The sequence below is a fragment of the Pseudomonas sp. Irchel s3b2 genome, assembly GCF_900187445.1.
Classification (GTDB): domain Bacteria; phylum Pseudomonadota; class Gammaproteobacteria; order Pseudomonadales; family Pseudomonadaceae; genus Aquipseudomonas.
On the sequence record NZ_FYEB01000013.1, the window covers coordinates 70,112 to 89,538 of the forward strand.

Below are 19,427 nucleotides of genomic sequence, written 5' to 3' on the forward strand. Positions count from 1 at the left end.
GGCAAGCCTACAGGTCCAGTGTTTCCCAATTAACGTCGGCCCAACAACAGCCCCACCACCAAACCGAATCCCGCGGATATAGCTACGGTTTGCCAAGGATGACCACCGATGTAGATTTCGGTGGCGTCGACCGCGGGCCTGGTCCGATCACGCATACCGGAGACTGAACTGCGGGCCTGCTGGAGTTTCTGGGCGATTTGCCCACGAAGGGTGTCCGCTTCGTCACCGACCAGTGAAGCGCTGCTCTTCAGCAGTTTTTCCGACTCTTCGATCAGGGCCTGAAGTTCGCTGAAGACCTGATCCTTGATTTGATCCTCGGCGACTTGATCGATGATTTTACGGGCCATTGAAGTACTCCTTGCAGGTGAATGGGCAGTGAACAATGGAGTCTGGCGCCATGGCAAAAGTTGCAGCCATTTTGCCTGGCGACTTCACCCTGAGGAAAATCCAGGGCAGGACATTTCTTCCTACAGTGTAAGATGTCGCCTATTTACGCAGCAGGAAATTCCCATGAGCTTCAATCTGGCCGACAAACCCCTTGCCGAGCGCGCGGCGCTTGAAGATGAAAAATCCCGTTTGTTCGAACTCTGGCAAAACAACCTGGGCAAAGCCAAGGGCGAAGCCGCACGGTTGTTCGGTGAGCGTGCCAAGCGCAAAGGCAAATGGGCCGAGTGGGTGCGCTCCGAACTCGACGGCATGTCGCCCCCGGAATTTGCGAACATGGTGCGCAGTGAGGTCAATCGGCTGATGGCCGCTAAATAAGCTTCCAGACACTATTTCCTACGAGTGGGAAAAGATCGCGACAATGGCTTCACGCACTTTCAATACCACCGGATCGAGCTGCGTACTGGTGCGCCAGCCCAGCTCGATCGGATAGCGTGGCAGCGACAAAGGGCAGGGCAGCAGCGCCAGTCCGCTGAGCGCGGCGATACTTCGAGCCGCATGAGCTGGGATAGTTGCCACCGCCTGACTGCCCTTGAGCAGATACGGCAACGCGGCAAAGTGCGTGGTCGACGCGCATACCCGCCGACTCAGCCCCAACGCCGCGAGGCCTTCATCGGTGATCCCGATGAAACCGCCCGATGACACCAGAATGTGCTCACGGGCGACGAACGCCTCAAGGCTGAGAGTCTGCTGCCCTTCGGTCAGACTGAGGGGATCCACCAAACACAAATAATCTCCTTCACCCAGTACCTGACGACTGAGCAAACGCTCGGCAAATCCGCCTGCCGTGATCGCCAGATCGATGCTGCGCTCCATCAAGGCCCGGGCGACGATCTGGCTATGGGTTTGGCGAAAGATCAGTCGCAGTTTCGGCGCGCGATCAGCGATCTCTTCGATCAATCGTCGCCCATAGGCGATTTCGAAATCATCCGACAAGCCGACCGTGACCGAGCGTCCTTCGTAGTGGTGGGCGGCCGGATCGACCATCGCCAAACTCTGTCGGCATTTATTCAGCGCATCGCTGACCACCGGTTTCAGCTGGTTGGCCTTGAGCGTCGGCGCAAGACCTCGGCCAGTGCGCACGAATAATTGATCGCCATACACCTCACGCAATCGGCGCAACGCCGCGCTGACCGCCGATTGCGTCACGCCCAGACGCAGCGCGGCACGGCTGGCGCTGGATTCCTCGTGCAGGGCTTCGAAGACTTTGAGCAGATTGAGGTCGACGGTGGCGATATTCATTTGGTTCATATCATTCAGCAGTGAGTCGGGCTTTATTCATGATCCTGTGACGCCGGAGAATGAGCAACACTTCATTACTGACGGAGTCACTGCAATGCCCAAGTCCATCGTTGCTGCTCTGCAAATCGGCGCCTTGCCCGGCGGCAAGGCCGATACCCTCGATCAGATCCTCTCTTGGGAAACCGCCATTATCGAATCCGGCGCCGCACTGGTGGTCATGCCGGAGGCGTTGCTCGGCGGCTACCCCAAAGGCGAGGGCTTCGGTACGCAATTGGGCTATCGACTGCCGGAAGGTCGTGAAGCGTTCGCGCGGTATTTCAACAATGCCATCGACGTGCCCGGTGCCGAGACTGACGCCTTGGCCGGATTGTCTTCACGCACGGGCGCCAATCTGGTGATCGGCGTGATCGAGCGTGCGGGCAGCACCTTATATTGCACCGCACTGTATTTCGATCCACAGGCCGGGCTGGTCGGCAAGCACCGCAAACTGATGCCCACCGGCACCGAACGGCTGATATGGGGCAAGGGCGATGGCTCGACCTTGCCGGTGATCGACAGCCAGGTCGGGCGGATCGGCGCGGTGGTGTGCTGGGAAAACATGATGCCGCTGCTGCGCACCGCGATGTACGCCAAAGGCGTGGACGTCTGGTGCGCGCCGACCGTGGACGAGCGGGAAATGTGGCAGGTCAGCATGCGTCACATCGCCCATGAGGGGCGCTGTTTTGTGGTCAGCGCCTGTCAGGTCCAGGCCTCGCCCCAAGCCTTGGGCGTGGAAATCGCCAACTGGCCGGCGGAGCGACCGTTGATTGCCGGCGGCAGCGTGATTGTCGGGCCCATGGGCGACATTCTCGCGGGGCCGCTGCGTGACGAGGCGGGTTTGCTGACCGCCGAAATCGACACCGATGACCTGATCCGCGCCCGTTACGACTACGATGTGGTCGGGCACTACGCGCGCCCGGACGTGTTTGAGTTGACGGTGGATGAGCGAGCCAAACCGGGTGTGCAGTTCAACGCATAAACCGTTGGGGGCGTGATTGTCGTCTAGTCTCTAGGCGTTCACACCCCTGTCAACGGATGGACTGTCCATGAGTTTGTTACTCGGCCCGATTCTGCAGTTTCGTGGCATCAACGGTAATGTCTATAACGTGTCTGCTCTGGTGGTTTTACCCTTGGGCGCATCATCGCCCAGCGTAAAAGTACCCGGCGGTGTCACTGCCGACAAACCGTTGGCCACCGCTGATATCCCGTTGCTCAATCCTCAGTACCGCGTCTGGCGCATCGATTTAAAAGCGCTGCAAGACCAGGCTGTCGCGACTACTTACACGATCAAGATAGAGGACGCGCAGGCCAACTTCGTCGTTCCGGCCGAGGGCCAGTCTCCGCGCATGGCCTATGTGTCGTGCAACGGTTTCTCGGACCCCAAAGACATGGAGAAGGTGGACCGGAACAACGAGCGTTGGGAGCACATGTGGGGGGCTCATCAAAGCAAGCCCTATCATCTGTTGTTGATGGGGGGCGATCAGGTTTACAGCGATGATATGCGCAGCAGTGTGTCGTCGATGAAAACGTGGTTCGCCAAACCCTTCGCCGACCGTCGAAAGGCGGTCTACAGCAAGGTGATCGAAGCCGATCTGGACAAGTTCTTCGCCAGACTCTATCTGGAGCGCTGGAAACAGCCAGAGGTCGCGAAGCTGCTCAGCGCCGTTCCGACGGTGATGATGTGGGATGACCATGACATCATCGATGGCTGGGGTTCCTACGATGAGATATTGCATTCAAGCCCGGTGTTCCAGGGGCTGTTTGCCACGGCCAAACGCTATTTCAGGATTTTCCAGCAGCAACTGATCCAGACTCATCCGCACCTCAAACCGTCCGCTGATACTCATCCCTGTGCGATTCCCGATACCGCTGACGGCTTTCACCTGGGATTTACCGGCCTGGGTGAATTGGCATTGCTGGTTCCCGATTTGCGCAGCGAACGTGCGCCGGATTTGACGACCCCGCCGGCTCGGCAAACCCGGATCATTTCGCCCGTCAGTTGGGATGCGATTTATGCCTGGCTGGGCAAGGTCAAGGGGCATAAGCACTTGCTGCTGATGTCGAGTATTCCCGTGGGGTACCTGGATTTGCAGGCAGCCGAAAAGGCACTGGACCTGATCTCGGGGCAGCAGGAACTCGAGGACGATTTGCGCGACCATTGGCGAAGCCTGCCCCATCGAGACGAACGCAAGCGGTTGATCATGCGATTGCTGGATTTCGCCCATGCCGAATCCTGCAAGGTCACGCTGGTATCCGGTGATGTTCATGTGGCAGGGGCTTGCGTGATCGAATCGACGTTGTCCCGGCATCGCAACGATGGTTCAGGATTGATCTACCAATTGATTTCGACCGGGGTCGTGCATCCTTCACCGCCGGTGTTGGCGGTGCAGTTTCTGGAGTCCATTGGCAAGCACCAGGAACAGATCGACTACGCCATCACCGGAACCATGTTGCCCATCGGTGCACGGGGGCGTTACCTGATCGCCGCTCGGAACTGGCTGGCGATAGAGCCGGATGAAGACAGCACCGGCAGAAGTCGGCTATGGGCCAACTGGCACGTAGAAGGTCTCAAACATTGCGTGACCCAGGTGATCGATCCCGTTAAACCACGGGCCGAGCCGTGAGCATTACCACGTGCCGGTGGTCGGCGCCGACAGGCTGAGCTTGCCGCGATCAACGAAACGCATCGTGCCGAACACGCCGCTGGCCAATTTGCCCCGAAGCACGTACGGCAGATTGTTCAGTGTCTGGATCTGACCCAGCCCGAGGGTCTGACGCAGCACCGAGAAGGCCGAAACGCTCACCGGCACCACGATGACCGCTTCGGAGAAACGCGGAATCGAGCCCGCCTGGTCGCTGACACCGGAGGCGAGGGATTGACCGTTCACCTCCAGATCCAGGGCCACGCCGTTGTAGTCGATCGCCGTTTCATTGGGGTTTTGCACGCGCAGCTTTACCGCAAAACGCACTTCCAGTTCCTGGCTTGGCAGCGGCTCGATACCGACCACGTTGATGTTCAGCGGGTCGCGATCAGGGAACAGGGCGCAGGCGCTCAAGGAGAGCAACAGGAGGGACAGGACAAACAATCTGCGCATGGACAGGCTCTCGTAAAGAAAAAGGCCGAGCCGCTCGTGGCTCTGCCCTCGAACAGGAAGATATCCAGCACGATAGCGCACAACGCGCTGACGGTGATCGGCGATTAGAAGATGGTCGTGCACACTCTGCTCTTCAGGCGAACGCTGCGAGCAAATCCTCTTCAAAGACTTTTTGCGCATCTCCCGGCACCTGCGCGCGATGGCGGGCCAGATGGAACGCCACCTCGAAACTCATATCGCCCTGACTCACGGCGCGCAGCAATCCTTTGTCTTCCCAGCCGCGGGCGAAGTGATCGGGCAAGTAGCCAACATGCTTGCCGGAAAGAATGAAGGCGAGGGTGCCTTCGACCTGCTCGGAACGCGCTGAACACCTCTTCCCCTGAAACGGCTCGTCGCTACGCAGGAAGCGGTAAGGGTGATCGACCCGGTCGCAGGCCTGAAGCGCTTGATCGTCAGGCGCTTCATCGGTGAACAGCGGATGCCCCGGGGCGCAATACAGGTGCTGGGTTTCAGTGAACAGTTCGCGGTAGTCAAAAGCGCTCTGCGCCTGTGAGAAATAGCCGATCGCCAGATCCAGCCGTTGTTGCAGCAACAGCCGCTCCATTTCGCCGGGCATGGCGCTGATCAACTCGATACGCACTGATTCGTCCCGTTCGCGAAAGCGCCGGATCGCCTCGGCAACCCGTTGCAGCACTGACTGATCAAGCGCTTCGGACAAGCCCAGGCGCACTTCGCCGATCAAGCGTCCGGCCACGCCATTGGATTGATGACGGAACGCTTCGATGGACTCGAACAAGGCTCGAATGGCAAGGAGCAGTTGCTCGCCTTTGGGGGTGATTTTGAACCCGCCCTTGCCGCGACTGCACAGGCGATAGCCGAGTCGGGTTTCGAGCCTGGCCATTTGCTGGCTGATGCTCGACTGGCTCAGCCCCAATTCACCCTGAGCCGCACTGAAGCCACCGCATTCCACCACGCTGACAAACAGGCGCAGCAGGTGCAGATCGAGGTCATGAAGTTGACCGAGCATCAAACATTACTCCGCAATAAAGTCAGGATAACTAACTTGGTATTTTTCCAATGTAACCGACGACGCATCCTGCGACCACTTCCCTCGGTCAGGTGTTCGTCATGGCTCCGTTCTTCATGCTGTGTTTACCCGCACTGTTCCTCGCCATGGCCATACCGGCCCAGGCTGAGGAAAAAGTCCTCAATCTTTACAGTTGGGCCGATTACGTGGCGCCCGACACCTTGCAGCGGTTCGAAAAGGAAACCGGTATCCACGTGCGCCCCGAATCCGTCGCCGCGCTGACCAATACGTTGTTCTTCGCCACGGCCAATCGGGCGGCGACGCCGTTGGTGGATGAGGCGGTGCGCAACGATCCCGACATCTACCCGCAAAGCGAAGTGCGTGGGCGGCTGTACGCCGACCACAGCATGAGCCTCAAGGACATGCGTCAGCGCACCCGTCTGTGGACCACTTTCCGTAGCCGCCAATAAGCCAACAATAAGGAACACACCATGGACGTCCCTGCACAGAACGATCAGGCCATGACCCGCGACAGTCTTTACGGGACTGCCACCGAAAGCACCTACGCCGGTATCACAAGTTTCATGCGCCGTCGCTACAGCCGCGACTTGCGTGGCGTCGACGTGGTGGTCAGTGGCGTGCCGTTCGACACCGCCACCAGCAACCGCCCCGGCGCACGTTTCGGACCGCGGGGCATTCGGACGGCATCCACCGGGATCGCCTGGGAACGCCACTGGCCGTGGACGTTCGACCCGTTCGATCACTTGGCGGTGATCGACTACGGCGATTGCGCCTTCGATTACGGCACGCCGCAGTCGGTGCCGGACAGCATCGAAGCCCACGCCGAACACATCCTGAGCGGCGGTTGCGCGATGCTGACGTTTGGCGGCGATCACTTCGTCAGTTATCCGCTGCTCAAGGCCCATGCCCGTCAGCATGGCCCGTTGTCGTTGATTCACTTCGACGCCCATAGCGACACCTGGCCGGATGAGGAGGGCAAGCGCGTCGACCACGGCACGATGTTCTGGCATGCGGCCAAAGAAGGGTTGGTGGATCCGTCGCGCTCGGTACAGATCGGGTTGCGCACCACCAATGACGATCATCAGGGCTTTCAAGTGCTGGATGCGCGGCAGGTGCATCGGCAAGGGTGTGAGGCTATTGTCGAGGCGATTCGTGCGCGGGTCGGTGATCACCCAGTGTATCTGACCTTCGACATCGACTGCCTCGACCCGGCCTTCGCCCCGGGCACTGGAACGCCGGTGTGTGGTGGCTTGAGCACGGTGCAGGCGCTGGAGATTCTCGGCGGTTTGCGCGGGATCAACCTGGTGGGGATGGACGTGGTGGAAGTGGCACCGGCCTACGACAGCGCGGACATTACCTCACTGGCAGCGGTGACATTGGCCATGGAAATGCTGTGTTTGTATGCGGCCAGGCATAAGGTCGATCGGTAGTCCTGATGTGTGGTGTCTGGTATGACGCCTTCGCGGGCAAGCCTCGCTCCTACAGGTTTTGTGTCGTGCCCAAATCACGCGGCAATCGCTGTACTTGTAGGAGCGAGGCTTGCCCGCGAAGCTTTTCAGATTGGCGAATGACTCCTGCCAATATCTGACAGCAGCCTCTGCTAAGCTCCGACAACTTTTCAGGAAAGAGCCTGCCGACCGTGTCGCGAACCAGCCGTCTATTGACTTTGTTACAAGTGCTGCGGGGCAAAAGTCGTCCGGTGACTGCCGCGACATTGGCCAGCGAACTGGAGATATCCGAACGCACGCTGTACCGCGATATCGCGGAACTCACCGCGCTCGGCGCGCCGATCTTTGGCGAGGCGGGGATTGGCTATGTATTGCGCAGCGGTCTGTTTCTGCCACCCTTGATGCTCAATGCCGATGAAACCGAAGCCATCGTGCTCGGCTTGCGCTACGTGGATCAGCGTGGCGATGAGGTCTTGGGCAAAGCCGCGGCCGATGCCCTGGCAAAAATCGCCGCGGTACTCGACCCCGCGGCTCAAGAGGCCTTGCGCAACCCGACAGTGCTGCCGGGCCCGCCGGGTTACGGCTATCCGCAAAATGCCGTGCCTTTGAACGTGTTTCGCCAAGCCATCCGCGATCAGGCCAAGCTGCACATCGATTACGCCGATGCCAATCAGGTGCCCAGTCAGCGGCTGATCTGGCCGCTGGCTCTGGGTTTCCTCAATGAGGTGCGGATCATCGTTGCCTGGTGTGAATTGCGCAGCGCTTATCGCACGTTTCGCACCGACCGGATATCCGCCGCCAGTGCGCAGGGCGAACGCTATCCAGGGCGGCGCAGCGACCTGTTGCGCACCTGGCGCAAGCAGATGCAACTCGACGAAGCAGGGCGTTTCACTCCTGACAAGAACTGACACAGGCTTGTTTTAGCATGGCTCCAGAATCAACTCACAAGGAGCCGTAAACATGTCCAATCCAGCCTCTTCACTGGCCCCCGCCATCGCCGCCTACATTGCCGCTGCCAATGCCCGCGATACGTCGAGGGTTGCCAGTTTTTTCGCTGAGGATGCCAACGTGTTCGATGAGGGGCAGCATCAAGTCGGCACGCAAGCCATCGCCCAATGGATGCAAGACACCGCCCAACGTTATCAGCCACGGGTCGAGGTGCTTGACGTTCAGTTGCGCACCGGCAAAGTGCTGGTGCACAACTTGATCTCCGGCACGTTTCCCGGCAGCCCGCTGGAACTGCGCTACATGTTCCGCCTCAATGAGCAGGGCAAGATAGCGCGGCTGGATATCTCGCTGTAACCGCGGGCCTGCCGAAGCTGGCTTGTAGCAGCTGTCGAGCTTGCGAGGCTGCGGCTGCGCAGCAGTCGTCAAACCAGAACATGCGGAGCATCAGACACACCGCGTCTATCGGATTCACGACTGCTGCGCAGCCGAACGCAGCCTCGCAAGCTCGACAGCTGCTACGGATCAGGCTTCACCAACTGCCACCGAGACGTATACTGCCGCGCATGAATGTCGACTCTCCCTTAAGCGCCTGGCAACACGCCATCGAACAGAAGGGCTTCGTCCAGGACGAAGCCCAGGAACACGCCGTGTGGGCGCTGCAAAAATGCCACGAAGCCTTGCATGAAGACCACACGCCGGTCACCGGCGTATACCTCTGGGGTCCGGTCGGGCGGGGCAAGACCTGGTTGATGGATCAGTTCTACCAAAATCTGCGGGTCCCGGCCCGGCGTCAGCATTTTCATCACTTCATGGGCTGGGTGCATCAGCGCTCCTTTCAATTGACCGGTACCGCCGACCCGTTGAAGGCGCTAGCCCGCGAACTGAGCCAGGAAGTGCGCGTGCTGTGTTTCGATGAGTTGTTCGTCAACGACATCGGTGACGCCATCATTCTCGGGCGTTTGTTTCAGGTGATGTTCGAGCAGGGCGTGGTGGTGGTCTGCACCTCCAATCAGCCGCCGGATCAACTGTACGCGGATGGCTTCAACCGTGACCGCTTCGTGCCGGCCATTACCGCAATCAAGCAACACATGCAGGTGATTGCGGTGGATGGCGGGGAAGATCATCGCCTGCACCCTGGCGCCGGTCTGCAGCGCTATTGGGTAAACGTACCGGGTCAGCCCGGTGCTCTGGGCGAAGTGTTCAAGGCCTTGACCGTCGGCCAGTCGCTGTCCGGCGATCCGGTCAAGATCGGCTACCGTTCGGTCAATGTCATGCAGGCCAGTCAAACCGTGCTCTGGTGTCGTTATGCCGAACTCTGCGAGCAGCCGTTTGCCGCCATGGACTTCATGGCCCTGTGCGACACCTTCAACGCTATTCTATTGAGCGACGTGCCCAACCTCAGTGCGCAAAAACGCGAAGGGCGCATCGCCCGCGGCACTGAAGACGGTGTGGAGCGGGTGGCGGCGGGGGATCGCGAGCTGCCGCAGTTGTCGGTGCATGACGACGGCGTGCGCCGGTTCATCGCTCTAGTGGACGAATGCTATGACCGCAAGGTGCCCCTGTACCTCGAAGCACAGGTGCCGATGGAGGCGTTGTACACCGAGGGCTATCTGGAGTTTCCATTTCGCCGCACCCTTAGTCGTCTTCAGGAAATGCAACTAAAACGTTTCGCCGAGGCTTGAAGTTGGGGGGGACGCAACGGAATCGGTTGTCGACACCCTGACGCTCGCGATAAGGTCGCTGGACCTTTCAGTGCGCAAGAGGCGACCTGGGGCAACGTGTGTGATTGAGGGTGGAAATGGAATCCGCAGAAATTCTTGTGCTTCAGGCCAGCTACACCAACCCGGTGCATGCCGAGGCGATTTGTCTTGTATTGAACCACTACGCCGAAGACCCGATGGGCGGCGGTCACTCGTTACCCGCCGATAGGTTGCAACAACTGCCGGGCGAACTGGCCAAACGTCCCCATGCCTTCAGCGTACTGGCGTTTGTCGGCGGTGAGCCGGCAGGGCTGGTCAACTGCTTTGAAGGTTTTTCGACCTTCGCCTGCCGGCCGCTGGTCAACGTGCATGATGTGGCGGTGGTGTCAAAGTTTCGCGGGTTGGGGCTGAGCCAGAAGATGCTGCACAAAGTCGAGGACATCGCGCGCCAGCGTGGTTGCTGCAAAATCACCCTGGAAGTACTGGAAGGTAATGCCGTGGCTCAGGCGTCCTATGGAAAATTCGGATTTTCGCCAGGCATGTTCGATCCGGCGCACGGCCGGATGCTGTTCTGGATCAAGACGCTGTAGGAGCGAGCTTGCTCGCGATCGCGGTGCGTCAACCAACATCAATGTTGACTGTGCTGACGCCTTCGCGGGCAAGCCCGCTCCCACAGGTTTCGCGCCAAAATCACTGCTGAACGATCGCCGGATTGACAGGCGCGCCCTTGGGTTTCATCAGGCTGAAGTCGATCAAGGGCCTCTGCTTACGGGCATAAGGGTCGCCGATCATCAACGGTCGAGGCTTGAAGCTGTCGCTGACCAGGCTTTTGCTGCGGTCCAGTTCATCGAAGCTCAGGCCTGCCAGATCCGCCCAGGTGTGAATCAGCTGCGAACTGCTGTACGGCCGGCCCAGGTCGCCGGCAAAACTCCAGTCATGGGTTTCGCGCCATTTCGGCGAAGCCCAAGCCATGAACGGAATGGTGTACATCGGCGCCGTCGGTTTGCTCTCGTTGCGGCCCAGGGTTTTATGGCCAGCGGAGTCGAAAACGTCTTCGCCATGGTCGGAGAGGTACAGCAGGAAGCCGTTCGGATCAGTCTTGGCGTAGTCCTTGATCAGGCTCGACACCACGAAGTCGTTGTACAGCACCGCGTTGTCATAGCTGTTGTACGTCGGCACCTGATCATCACGCACGCCGTCCGGAACACCTTTGCGATCGGTGAACTTGTTGAACGTCGGCGGGTAGCGGTACTGGTAGCTCATGTGCGTGCCGAGCAGATGCACAACGATCAGCTTGCGTGGCGCCGCATCAGCCAGTGCCTTGTTAAACGGTTCGATCACATCGCCATCGTACTGGGCGGCGTTCTGGTTGCGGTTGTTGTTCAGGTACACCTGCTCGTCGGCCTGCTGGGAGAACGTCGTGAGCATGGTGTTGCGCTTGGTCATGGTCTGCTGGTTGGTGATCCAGAAGGTCTTGTACCCCGCCTGTTTCATCATGCTGACCAGCGACGGCGTCGACAGGTAGAGGTCCGGGTTTTCTTCGTCGGCGAACGTCAGTACCTGCTGCAATGCTTCGATGGTGTAAGGGCGCGGCGTAATGACGTTATCGAAAACTGCCAGTTGGTCTTTGAGCTTGTCCAGTTCCGGGGTAGTTTCCCGAGGATAGCCGTACAGGCTCATGCGCTGACGATTGGTGGACTCGCCGATCACCAGCACCAGGGTCGCCGGCTGATTGGCCATCGAATCGGTGAGGTTCTTGAGGGGTGGGATCTTGCTGGCGCTGTCGAGCATGTCTTGCATGCCAGCCAACGTGTTGAGGTAACGGTGATAGGCCACCGCCATCTGCCACGGCACAGCGGGCTCGATACGGGTTTCGAATTTCTCGAAGCCACTCGCCAGACTGCCGGTGCGCAGGGTGTGCTTGATCAGCGGGTAACCGACCACGGCCAGCAGAATCGCCGTTGCCGCGACCAGCGCCTGGCCACGTGGCAGGTACACCGGACGCAAGCGGGTCCAAAGGAAAAACCCGAATGCGGTATGGGCGAGGAATGCCAGCACCATCCACCAGGCAAAATACTGGGTCATGTACTCGCCGGCTTCAGACACGTTCGATTCGAACATGATGAAGATGACGCTCTGGGAAAATTCCTGCTGATAGATAAAGAAATAACCGAGGCTGGCCATCGAGCAGGCCCACAGCACCACGCCGATCAGCGCGGCCAGGATGCGTGTTTTTTTAGGGAACAGCAGCATCGGTGCAAGCCAGATGGCGCTCATCACAAAGGCCTGGCGGAACCCGGCAAAACCGGAGGTGCCCGTCAGTTGAATCAGCAGTTGGGTGATGCCGGAAAAGTACCAGAAAAACAGAAATAACCAGAGAAACCCTGCCCAATCAAAACCTTTCGCAGACGTTTTGCTGCGTCTAAACAAAGCCATTCAACACTCCAGCCTGATAATCACTTCGACCGTCCCTGTCACAGACGAACGGGCACCGCGCGGATACCGAGCGGCCACAATGAGCCGGATTATCAATAAACAGGTGTGAAAACTTTGTGAGTTGCCGCAGCGGGCAGGGGGGCAGCGAGTCGGAAACAGCAGGCTGTTTCCGATTCAAACGAGGGGGTCAGGCGTGGGGAACACGTTGGGTGACAGGCAAGGGCTGAGCCTGATTACCTTGGGTCAGCAGGCGCAATTGCGCGACTTCCCGTTTCAACTGGTCGCGCTCGTCTTTCAACTGGCGCAGTTCATCGCGACGGATCGTGACGTAAAGGGTTTGTGCTGGCAGTGCTGTGTGTACGGTGCCCATTGCTCACCTCGCAAATGGCTGTCTCAACTGTAAGTTCGCTCCCTGGATCAGGTGCTTACCTACTATCGGCGCCAATTTTGGTTTCTTTTGCCCTCGAAGGGAACTTTTTTATTTTTCATGGTCGTTGTGTCTTCGGCACGATTCGCGACGTTATCAGTCTGGATCGGGCACAATGCCCGGAAACTTCATCCCGCCGCTCTGGACTAACCCTCATGAGCCGCGTTGGGCTATAACCTTTGACACACTTTATTTGTAGTAGGGAGCATCAGTACATGCAACTCGGGATTATTGGACTGGGCCGCATGGGCGGCAATATTGCGCGGCGCCTGATGCTCAACGGACATACCACCGTTGTTTACGACCGCAATATCGCCTTTGTCGACACCCTGGTTGAAGAAGGCGCCACCGGTGTTGCCGACTTGCCAGCCCTGGTCGCTGGCCTGAGCAAACCACGCGCGGTATGGGTCATGCTGCCCGCCGGCGCACCGACCGAAGACACCATCGACACCCTGAGCACCTTGCTTGACGCTGGCGATACCATCATCGACGGTGGCAACACCTTCTATAAAGACGACATCCGCCGGGCCAAAACCTTGTCGGAAAAAGGCCTGCACTACATCGACGTTGGCACCTCGGGTGGCGTCTGGGGCCTGGAGCGTGGTTACTGCATGATGATCGGCGGCGATGCCGAGACCGTTAAGCGTCTCGACCCGCTGTTCGAAACCCTGGCCCCGGGCATGGGCGACATCCCGCGCACCAAGGATCGCCAGTCCGATGACGATCGCGCCGAGCGCGGTTACATCCACGCAGGCCCGGCCGGTGCCGGACATTTCGTGAAGATGATTCACAACGGCATCGAGTACGGCATGATGCAGGCCTTCGCCGAAGGCTTCGACATCCTCAAGACCAAGGCCAGCACCAACCTGCCGGAAGATCAGCGCTTCGACCTGAACGTTGCCGACATCGCCGAAGTCTGGCGTCGTGGCAGCGTGGTGTCGTCCTGGCTGCTCGACCTGACCGCCGATGCGCTGGCCAGCGACCCGAAACTCGACGGTTACTCAGGCTCGGTGGCTGATAGCGGTGAAGGTCGCTGGACCATCGAAGCCGCCATGGAGCAATCGGTGCCGGTTCCGGTGCTGTCGAACTCGCTGTTCTCGCGCTACCGTTCGCGCGGGCAAGGCACCTTTGGCGACAAGATTCTCTCTGCCCAACGCTTCGGCTTCGGTGGCCATGTGGAGACCCCGAAAAAATGACCCATGTGATCCGCAGGAAATCCAAGGCGGAACCGGCACCGCCAACCACGCTGTTTCTGTTCGGTGCCCATGGTGATCTGGTCAAACGCCTGCTGATGCCGGCGCTGTACAACCTGAGTCGCGATGGTTTGCTGGGGAATGGACTGCGGATCATCGGCGTTGATCACAACGCCATCAGTGACGAAGCCTTCGCCAAAAAACTCGAAGATTTCATTCGGGCGGAAGTGGCGACCAAGGTCGGCAAGGGCGATCAAGCCCTTGATCCGGCGTTGTGGGCCAAACTGGCGAAACACATCAGCTACGTCCAGGGCGACTTCCTCGACGAACGCACTTACGAAGCACTGGCGGCGAAAATTGCCGCCAGCGGCACTGGCAATGCGATTTTCTATCTGGCCACAGCGCCGCGCTTTTTCAGCGAAGTGGTGCGGCGTCTCGGCGCTGCCGGATTGCTCCAGGAAACCCCTGAAGCGTTCAGAAGGGTAGTGATCGAAAAACCTTTCGGTTCCGATCTGCACACCGCCGAAGCCTTGAACGCGTGCTTGCTCAAAGTGATGACGGAAAAGCAGATCTACCGGATCGATCATTATCTGGGCAAGGAAACCGTGCAGAACATTCTGGTCAGCCGGTTCTCCAACAGCTTGTTCGAAGCCTTCTGGAACAACCATTACATCGACCACGTGCAAATCACCGCCGCCGAAACCGTCGGCGTGGAAACCCGTGGCAGTTTTTATGAGGTCACCGGCGCCCTGCGGGACATGGTGCCCAATCATCTGTTTCAATTATTGGCGATGGTGGCCATGGAGCCACCGGCCGCTTTTGGCGCCGATGCGGTACGCGGCGAAAAAGCTAAAGTCGTCGGCGCGATCCGCCCTTGGTCGACCGAGGAAGCGCGGGCCAACTCGGTGCGCGGCCAATACACCGCCGGTGAGATCGATGGCGAATCGCTGCCCGGTTATCGCCAGGAAGCCAACGTGGCGCCCGACAGCACGACCGAAACCTATGTCGCGCTCAAAGTCATGATCGACAATTGGCGCTGGGTCGGCGTGCCGTTCTACCTGCGCACCGGCAAGCGCATGAGCGCGCGCGACACCGAGATTGTCATTTGCTTCAAACCGGCGCCCTATGCGCAGTTCCGCGATACCGAGGTCGATGAGTTGCAGCCGACCTATCTGCGGATCCAGATTCAACCCAACGAAGGCATGTGGTTCGACCTGCTGGCCAAACGGCCCGGGCAGGCGTTGAACATGGCCAATATCGAGCTGGGTTTCGCCTATAAGGATTTCTTCGAGATGCAGCCGTCGACCGGCTATGAAACCTTGATCTACGACTGCCTGACCGGCGATCAAACGCTGTTCCAGCGCGCCGATAATATCGAGAACGGCTGGCGCGCCGTGCAGCCATTTCTCGACGCCTGGCAGCAGGATGCAACGATGCAGGACTATGCGGCCGGCGAAGACGGACCACAGGCCGCTGACGAACTGCTGACCCGCGATGGTCGCGTTTGGCACAATGTCGGTGAGTGACGTCACGCAACACTCCATCCGTTTTCTGCTCAGTGACATGGACGGCACTTTGCTGCTCCCTGATCACAGCCTCAGTCAGCGCACGATCGAAGCGGTCCGCGCCTTGCGCGAGGCCGGCGTGCTGTTCAGTCTGGCCACCGGGCGTCCGCCCAAAGCCATGTTGCAGCAGATCGAGGCCTTGGGCATCGATTTGCCGACGGCGGCCTTCAATGGCGGCACGATCGTCAACCCGGACGGCAGTTTGCTGGTTGCGCATTATTTGCCGGCCACGGCAGCGCTGACTGCTCTGACGCTGTTTGCCGATCAGCCGGACATTGAAGTCTGGGTATTCAGTGGCGGCGACTGGCTGTTGAAGGATCCGTACGGCCCGCTGGTCCCGCGAGAGCAGCATGGCCTGGGTTATCCGCCGGTGGTGGTCGAGAGTTTTGAGCCTTACCTGGAGGGTATCGACAAAATCGTCGCCGCCAGTAACAACGCCGAACTGTTGATCGAGCTGGAAGCGCAGTTGCTGCCCACGGTCGAAGGGCAGGCGCAGGTCTCGCGCTCACAACCGATCTATCTGGACGTGACCGCGATGAAAGCCAACAAGGGCGAGGCATTGGCGACACTGGCCGAGTTTCTCGGTGTACCGCTAGAGCAGACCGCCGCACTGGGGGACGGCGGCAATGATCCGGCGATGTTTCACCGGGCCGGGTTGTCGATCGCCATGGGGCAGGCGGAGGAGGCGGTGAAGCGTCAGGCCGACGTGGTGACCGGGGCCAACACCGAAGACGGCGCGGCCCAGGCGATCGAGCGGTACATCCTGAGTTCAGTCTGAACCGCGTTATCGTTCTTCACTGTAGGAGCGGGCTTGCCCGCGAAAGCGGTGTGTCAGGCGACATCAATGTTGACTGTACCGCCGTCTTTGCGGGCAAGCCCGTTCCTACAGCGAAGGCGTCAGACCTATCACCTCAAAGCCAAAAGCTCACCGCATACCAGCCCAACACGCCCATCACCACGGTGTAAGGCAGCGCCATCCATACCATCCGCCCGTACGACAGGCGAATCAGCGGTGCAATCGCCGAGGTTAGCAGGAACAGGAACGCCGCCTGACCATTGGGCGTTGCCACGCTCGGCAGGTTGGTGCCGGTATTGATCGCAATCGCCAGGGTTTCAAAGTGTTCGCGGCTCATGTGGCCGGCGAGGAACGCCTGCTTCACTTCGGTGATGTAAATGGTCGCCACGAACACGTTGTCGCTAATGGCCGACAGCAAGCCATTGGCAATAAACAACATGCCCGGCTGTTGATCCGCTGGCAGCGCCAGCACCCACTGGATCAGCGGCGCGAACAGTTGCTGATCGTGAATCACTGCCACCACCGCGAAAAACACCACCAGCAATGACGTGAACGGCATGGCGTCCTTGAAGGCGTTGCCCAGACGGTGTTCGTCAGTTATGCCGGTGAACGCGGTGATCAGCACGATCACCATCAAACCGATCAGGCCGACTTCGGCGATGTGAAACCCCAGCGCGGCAATCAGAATCAGCGCCGCCACCCCTTGCACCAGCAACGCGGCGCGCTGACGTGCAGTGCGCTCGGCATTATCTTCGGCGGCGTAATTGGCCAGCACCGTATGCACGTTGTCCGGCAGCAGCATGCCATAGCCGAACCAGCGCAGTTTCTCCAACAGTACGCAGGTCACCAGACCGGCTGCCAGTACCGGCAACGACACTGGGGCGGTCTTCAGAAAAAACTCGGCGAAGTGCCAACCCATCTCATGGCCGATCAGCAGGTTCTGCGGTTCGCCAACCAGTGTGCACACACCACCCAGCGCCGTACCGACCGCACCATGCATCAGCAGGCTGCGCAGGAAGGCGCGGAACTGTTCGAGGTCGGCATGATGGAGGGAGGGCAAGTGCCGGTCATCACTGATTTCGCTGTCCTTACGCGGATCGCTGCCTGAGGCGACACGGTGATACACCGAATAGAACCCCACGGCTGCACTGATAATCACCGCAGTGACGGTCAACGCATCGAGAAACGCCGACAGAAACGCTGACAGGAAACAGAACATCAATGCCAGCAGGGCTTTGGAGCGAACCCCCAGCAGCAGGCGCGAGAACAGAAACAGCAGCAGGTCTTTCATGAAATAGATGCCCGCTACCATGAACATCAGCAGCAGAATCACCGGGAAGTTGTGCACCAGCTCATCATAGAGTGCCTGGGGCGTGGTCATTTTCAGCAGCAGTGCTTCGATCAGCAGCAAGCCGCCGGGCATCAGCGGGTAACACTTGAGCGCCATGGCCAGGGTGAAAATGAACTCCAGCACCAATAGCCAGCCGGCCGCCACCGGCCCGACCGTCCACAACACCAGGGCATTGAGAATCAGAAAGCCGACAATGCTCGCCTTGTACCAGCGGGGTGAGTGCCCGAGAAAGTTATGCGCGAAGGCCTGGGCCATAGAACCGGACATCGGCTACTCCTTGTATTAAGAAGCGCGCAACTTGCCGTAAGAAGCAGAGAAGATCAAGTGCAGGAAAATGACGCTGGCCTAACACTGATAACGCGCGACGACCGCGCGGCAGATTCCCTCCAGTGAATAGCCGCCTATGACAATGCAGCCGTCGGCCTGTATGGCCAATGAAGTCGCGGCGTGTGGACCACGACTCAGGCGTGTACGACACCAGCCGATGCCCTTGGCAAAACTGCGATCCAACTGCCCACTGGGTAAATATCTGGCAAAAATGAGATCGGCTTCTATCCCGCCGACCGTCGATCCAACTGTCAGCACACGTCCGTCCGGCTGAGTCTCGGCGGCGGTCCAGCGGCAACTGCTGCGGCCGACGCCTAATAGCTTTGGCTGGCCACCGTTGCAATGAATATCTGGTCGGCCATTACTGTGAACTTTCAGAGACAGGCAGTGCATCGGGTCGCGACTGCTGCCAAAGCAATGCAAGTCACCATTTTCATGCTGAACGATCTGGCAGATTTGAGCGCTGTATTCCCGTGCCTTGAAGGTCATGAAACCATCCATGGCGAAGCTGTCGTCCAGTCGGCCATCCGGGTGATAACGTGCCAACAGACCTTCCTCGGGAAAGTTGATTGATCCACTCACCAGGATCCGACCATCGTGCTGCACCTTCAGGCTGTTGAGCCAGGTGTTCATCAACAAGTGCCGGACCATGACGAAACCGCGACCGTTGAAGCTGTCGTCCAGCGAGCCGTCGGCGTTGAGTCGTATCAGCATGCCGACGTGATCGGTCGGTTCGAAGTAATGATTGGCCAGCAGCAGGATTCGACCGTCGTCCTGCACACAGACATCACAGGCTTCGGCGCTAGTCACGCCGGGCGGTAACCAGGCGTCGCGAGCGCCCCGGGAAAGATCGCCCGGCAGGCGCACCACGCAGCGTCCATTGTCGCCAAAACCCTGGACCGGGCAGCCTTGCTGATCAAACATCGCCAGGGCGGGCAGCGTCCGGTGAGCATTTTCATAATGCAGGCCGGCCACCAGAATGTGCCCGTTGGTCAACACCCGTACCTTGCCAGCCATGGCCTCGAAGCCGTGTGCGAACTGCCCACTGATGCTGCCTTGTTTGCCGAATGCCAGATCCGCCGAACCATCTGCAAGCAAGCGGGCCAGGCCAAAACGCTGGCCGCCCGGCGTACCGACCTTTGCCGCCACCAACAACCGACCGACGTGGTCAATCGCAACGTCATTGGTCATGCTGGAGAGACTACCGGCGAAATACACTTGAGTCTTGCCGGTGCCTGCGAAACTCATATCGAGTCGTTCGGCGCCATTCACGGTTGCAGGTACGGCAAAAGCAGTCTGGGGTGACATGCATCCATCTCCTTGCCAGGCGTCCTTATCCGGGTGCCCGGAAGGTGACTGCCTGAGCAT

Annotated in this window: 20 protein-coding genes; 12 read left to right on the forward strand and 8 right to left on the reverse strand. The window is 59.3% G+C overall.

Translation table 11 applies throughout. The features are described from left to right. Positions 1-29: 29 nt before the first annotated feature. Positions 30-347, reverse strand: coding sequence for a YqjD family protein (locus CKW20_RS22655; RefSeq protein ID WP_095054878.1), 318 nt, complete (start codon positions 345-347; stop codon positions 30-32). A 163-nt stretch (positions 348-510) separates the two neighbouring features. Between CKW20_RS22655 and CKW20_RS22660 the strand changes: the two genes are divergently transcribed. Beyond that, a complete protein-coding gene (locus tag CKW20_RS22660) occupies positions 511-762 on the forward strand; it encodes a hypothetical protein (protein WP_007937833.1) in 252 nt (83 codons plus the stop codon). A gap of 18 nt (positions 763-780) precedes the next feature. Here the strand turns inward: CKW20_RS22660 and CKW20_RS22665 are convergent, their stop codons facing one another. Then, positions 781-1,695 (reverse strand): LysR family transcriptional regulator, encoded by a 915-nt coding sequence (locus CKW20_RS22665; protein ID WP_095054879.1) that lies wholly within the window; start codon positions 1,693-1,695, stop codon positions 781-783. 85 nt (positions 1,696-1,780) lie between these two features. On the opposite strand from CKW20_RS22665, the gene CKW20_RS22670 reads away from it, so the two are divergent. After that, positions 1,781-2,704 carry a carbon-nitrogen hydrolase family protein gene (locus tag CKW20_RS22670; RefSeq protein ID WP_095054880.1) on the forward strand — a complete coding sequence of 308 codons (924 nt, stop codon included), beginning with the start codon at positions 1,781-1,783 and terminating at the stop codon, positions 2,702-2,704. 67 nt (positions 2,705-2,771) lie between these two features. Beyond that, on the forward strand, positions 2,772-4,349 hold the full coding sequence (locus CKW20_RS22675; RefSeq protein WP_095054881.1) for an alkaline phosphatase D family protein: 1,578 nt from the start codon (positions 2,772-2,774) through the stop codon (positions 4,347-4,349). Positions 4,350-4,352: 3 nt separating this feature from the next. On the opposite strand, the gene CKW20_RS22680 is transcribed toward CKW20_RS22675, so the two are convergent. After that, positions 4,353-4,820, reverse strand: a complete 468-nt coding sequence (locus tag CKW20_RS22680; RefSeq protein ID WP_095054882.1) for an LEA type 2 family protein — start codon at positions 4,818-4,820, stop codon at positions 4,353-4,355. Between the two features lie 133 nt (positions 4,821-4,953). Then, positions 4,954-5,847: a LysR family transcriptional regulator gene (locus tag CKW20_RS22685; protein WP_095054883.1), complete on the reverse strand. Its 894-nt coding sequence runs from the start codon at positions 5,845-5,847 to the stop codon at positions 4,954-4,956. A 101-nt stretch (positions 5,848-5,948) separates the two neighbouring features. Here CKW20_RS22685 and CKW20_RS22690 point away from each other — a divergent pair, with 101 nt between their 5' ends. The 6 genes from CKW20_RS22690 to CKW20_RS22715 all read left to right on the forward strand — a co-directional run bounded on the left by CKW20_RS22690 (position 5,949) and on the right by CKW20_RS22715 (position 10,554). Continuing rightward, the gene (locus CKW20_RS22690) at positions 5,949-6,317 is read left to right on the forward strand and encodes a hypothetical protein (RefSeq protein ID WP_095054884.1); all 369 of its coding nucleotides are present in this window, start codon (positions 5,949-5,951) and stop codon (positions 6,315-6,317) included. Between the two features lie 21 nt (positions 6,318-6,338). Next, on the forward strand, positions 6,339-7,298 hold the full coding sequence (gene speB / locus CKW20_RS22695) for an agmatinase (protein WP_095054885.1): 960 nt from the start codon (positions 6,339-6,341) through the stop codon (positions 7,296-7,298). Positions 7,299-7,507: 209 nt separating this feature from the next. Then, positions 7,508-8,224, forward strand: a complete 717-nt coding sequence (locus CKW20_RS22700; RefSeq protein ID WP_095054886.1) for a YafY family protein — start codon at positions 7,508-7,510, stop codon at positions 8,222-8,224. 52 nt (positions 8,225-8,276) lie between these two features. Next, positions 8,277-8,618, forward strand: a complete 342-nt coding sequence (locus CKW20_RS22705) for a nuclear transport factor 2 family protein (RefSeq protein WP_007897370.1) — start codon at positions 8,277-8,279, stop codon at positions 8,616-8,618. A 209-nt stretch (positions 8,619-8,827) separates the two neighbouring features. After that, positions 8,828-9,946 carry a cell division protein ZapE gene (gene zapE / locus CKW20_RS22710; protein WP_095054887.1) on the forward strand — a complete coding sequence of 373 codons (1,119 nt, stop codon included), beginning with the start codon at positions 8,828-8,830 and terminating at the stop codon, positions 9,944-9,946. A gap of 116 nt (positions 9,947-10,062) precedes the next feature. Then, the gene (locus CKW20_RS22715; RefSeq protein ID WP_095054888.1) at positions 10,063-10,554 is read left to right on the forward strand and encodes a GNAT family N-acetyltransferase; all 492 of its coding nucleotides are present in this window, start codon (positions 10,063-10,065) and stop codon (positions 10,552-10,554) included. Positions 10,555-10,654: 100 nt separating this feature from the next. On the opposite strand, the gene CKW20_RS22720 is transcribed toward CKW20_RS22715, so the two are convergent. Both CKW20_RS22720 and CKW20_RS22725 read right to left on the reverse strand, forming a co-directional pair. Then, positions 10,655-12,400, reverse strand: a complete 1,746-nt coding sequence (locus CKW20_RS22720) for a phosphoethanolamine transferase CptA (protein WP_095054889.1) — start codon at positions 12,398-12,400, stop codon at positions 10,655-10,657. Between the two features lie 187 nt (positions 12,401-12,587). After that, on the reverse strand, positions 12,588-12,770 hold the full coding sequence (locus CKW20_RS22725; RefSeq protein WP_030130313.1) for a DUF6026 family protein: 183 nt from the start codon (positions 12,768-12,770) through the stop codon (positions 12,588-12,590). Positions 12,771-13,042: 272 nt separating this feature from the next. On the opposite strand from CKW20_RS22725, the gene gnd reads away from it, so the two are divergent. Genes gnd through CKW20_RS22740 form a run of 3 tightly spaced genes read left to right on the forward strand, consistent with a single transcriptional unit; the run spans position 13,043 to position 16,363 of the window. Further along, complete coding sequence (gnd, locus tag CKW20_RS22730) at positions 13,043-14,023, forward strand: phosphogluconate dehydrogenase (NAD(+)-dependent, decarboxylating) (RefSeq protein WP_095054890.1); 981 nt, start codon at positions 13,043-13,045, stop codon at positions 14,021-14,023. Continuing rightward, a complete protein-coding gene (zwf, locus tag CKW20_RS22735) occupies positions 14,020-15,546 on the forward strand; it encodes a glucose-6-phosphate dehydrogenase (RefSeq protein ID WP_095054891.1) in 1,527 nt (508 codons plus the stop codon). The genes gnd and zwf overlap by 4 nt, the downstream gene beginning before the upstream one ends. Continuing rightward, on the forward strand, positions 15,539-16,363 hold the full coding sequence (locus CKW20_RS22740; RefSeq protein ID WP_095054961.1) for an HAD family hydrolase: 825 nt from the start codon (positions 15,539-15,541) through the stop codon (positions 16,361-16,363). Before zwf ends, CKW20_RS22740 begins: the two co-directional genes overlap by 8 nt. Positions 16,364-16,496: 133 nt before the next feature. Here the strand turns inward: CKW20_RS22740 and nhaB are convergent, their stop codons facing one another. After that, positions 16,497-17,999: a sodium/proton antiporter NhaB gene (nhaB, locus tag CKW20_RS22745; RefSeq protein ID WP_095054892.1), complete on the reverse strand. Its 1,503-nt coding sequence runs from the start codon at positions 17,997-17,999 to the stop codon at positions 16,497-16,499. 78 nt (positions 18,000-18,077) lie between these two features. After that, positions 18,078-19,367, reverse strand: coding sequence for a hypothetical protein (locus tag CKW20_RS22750; protein WP_095054893.1), 1,290 nt, complete (start codon positions 19,365-19,367; stop codon positions 18,078-18,080). Positions 19,368-19,427: the final 60 nt, after the last annotated feature.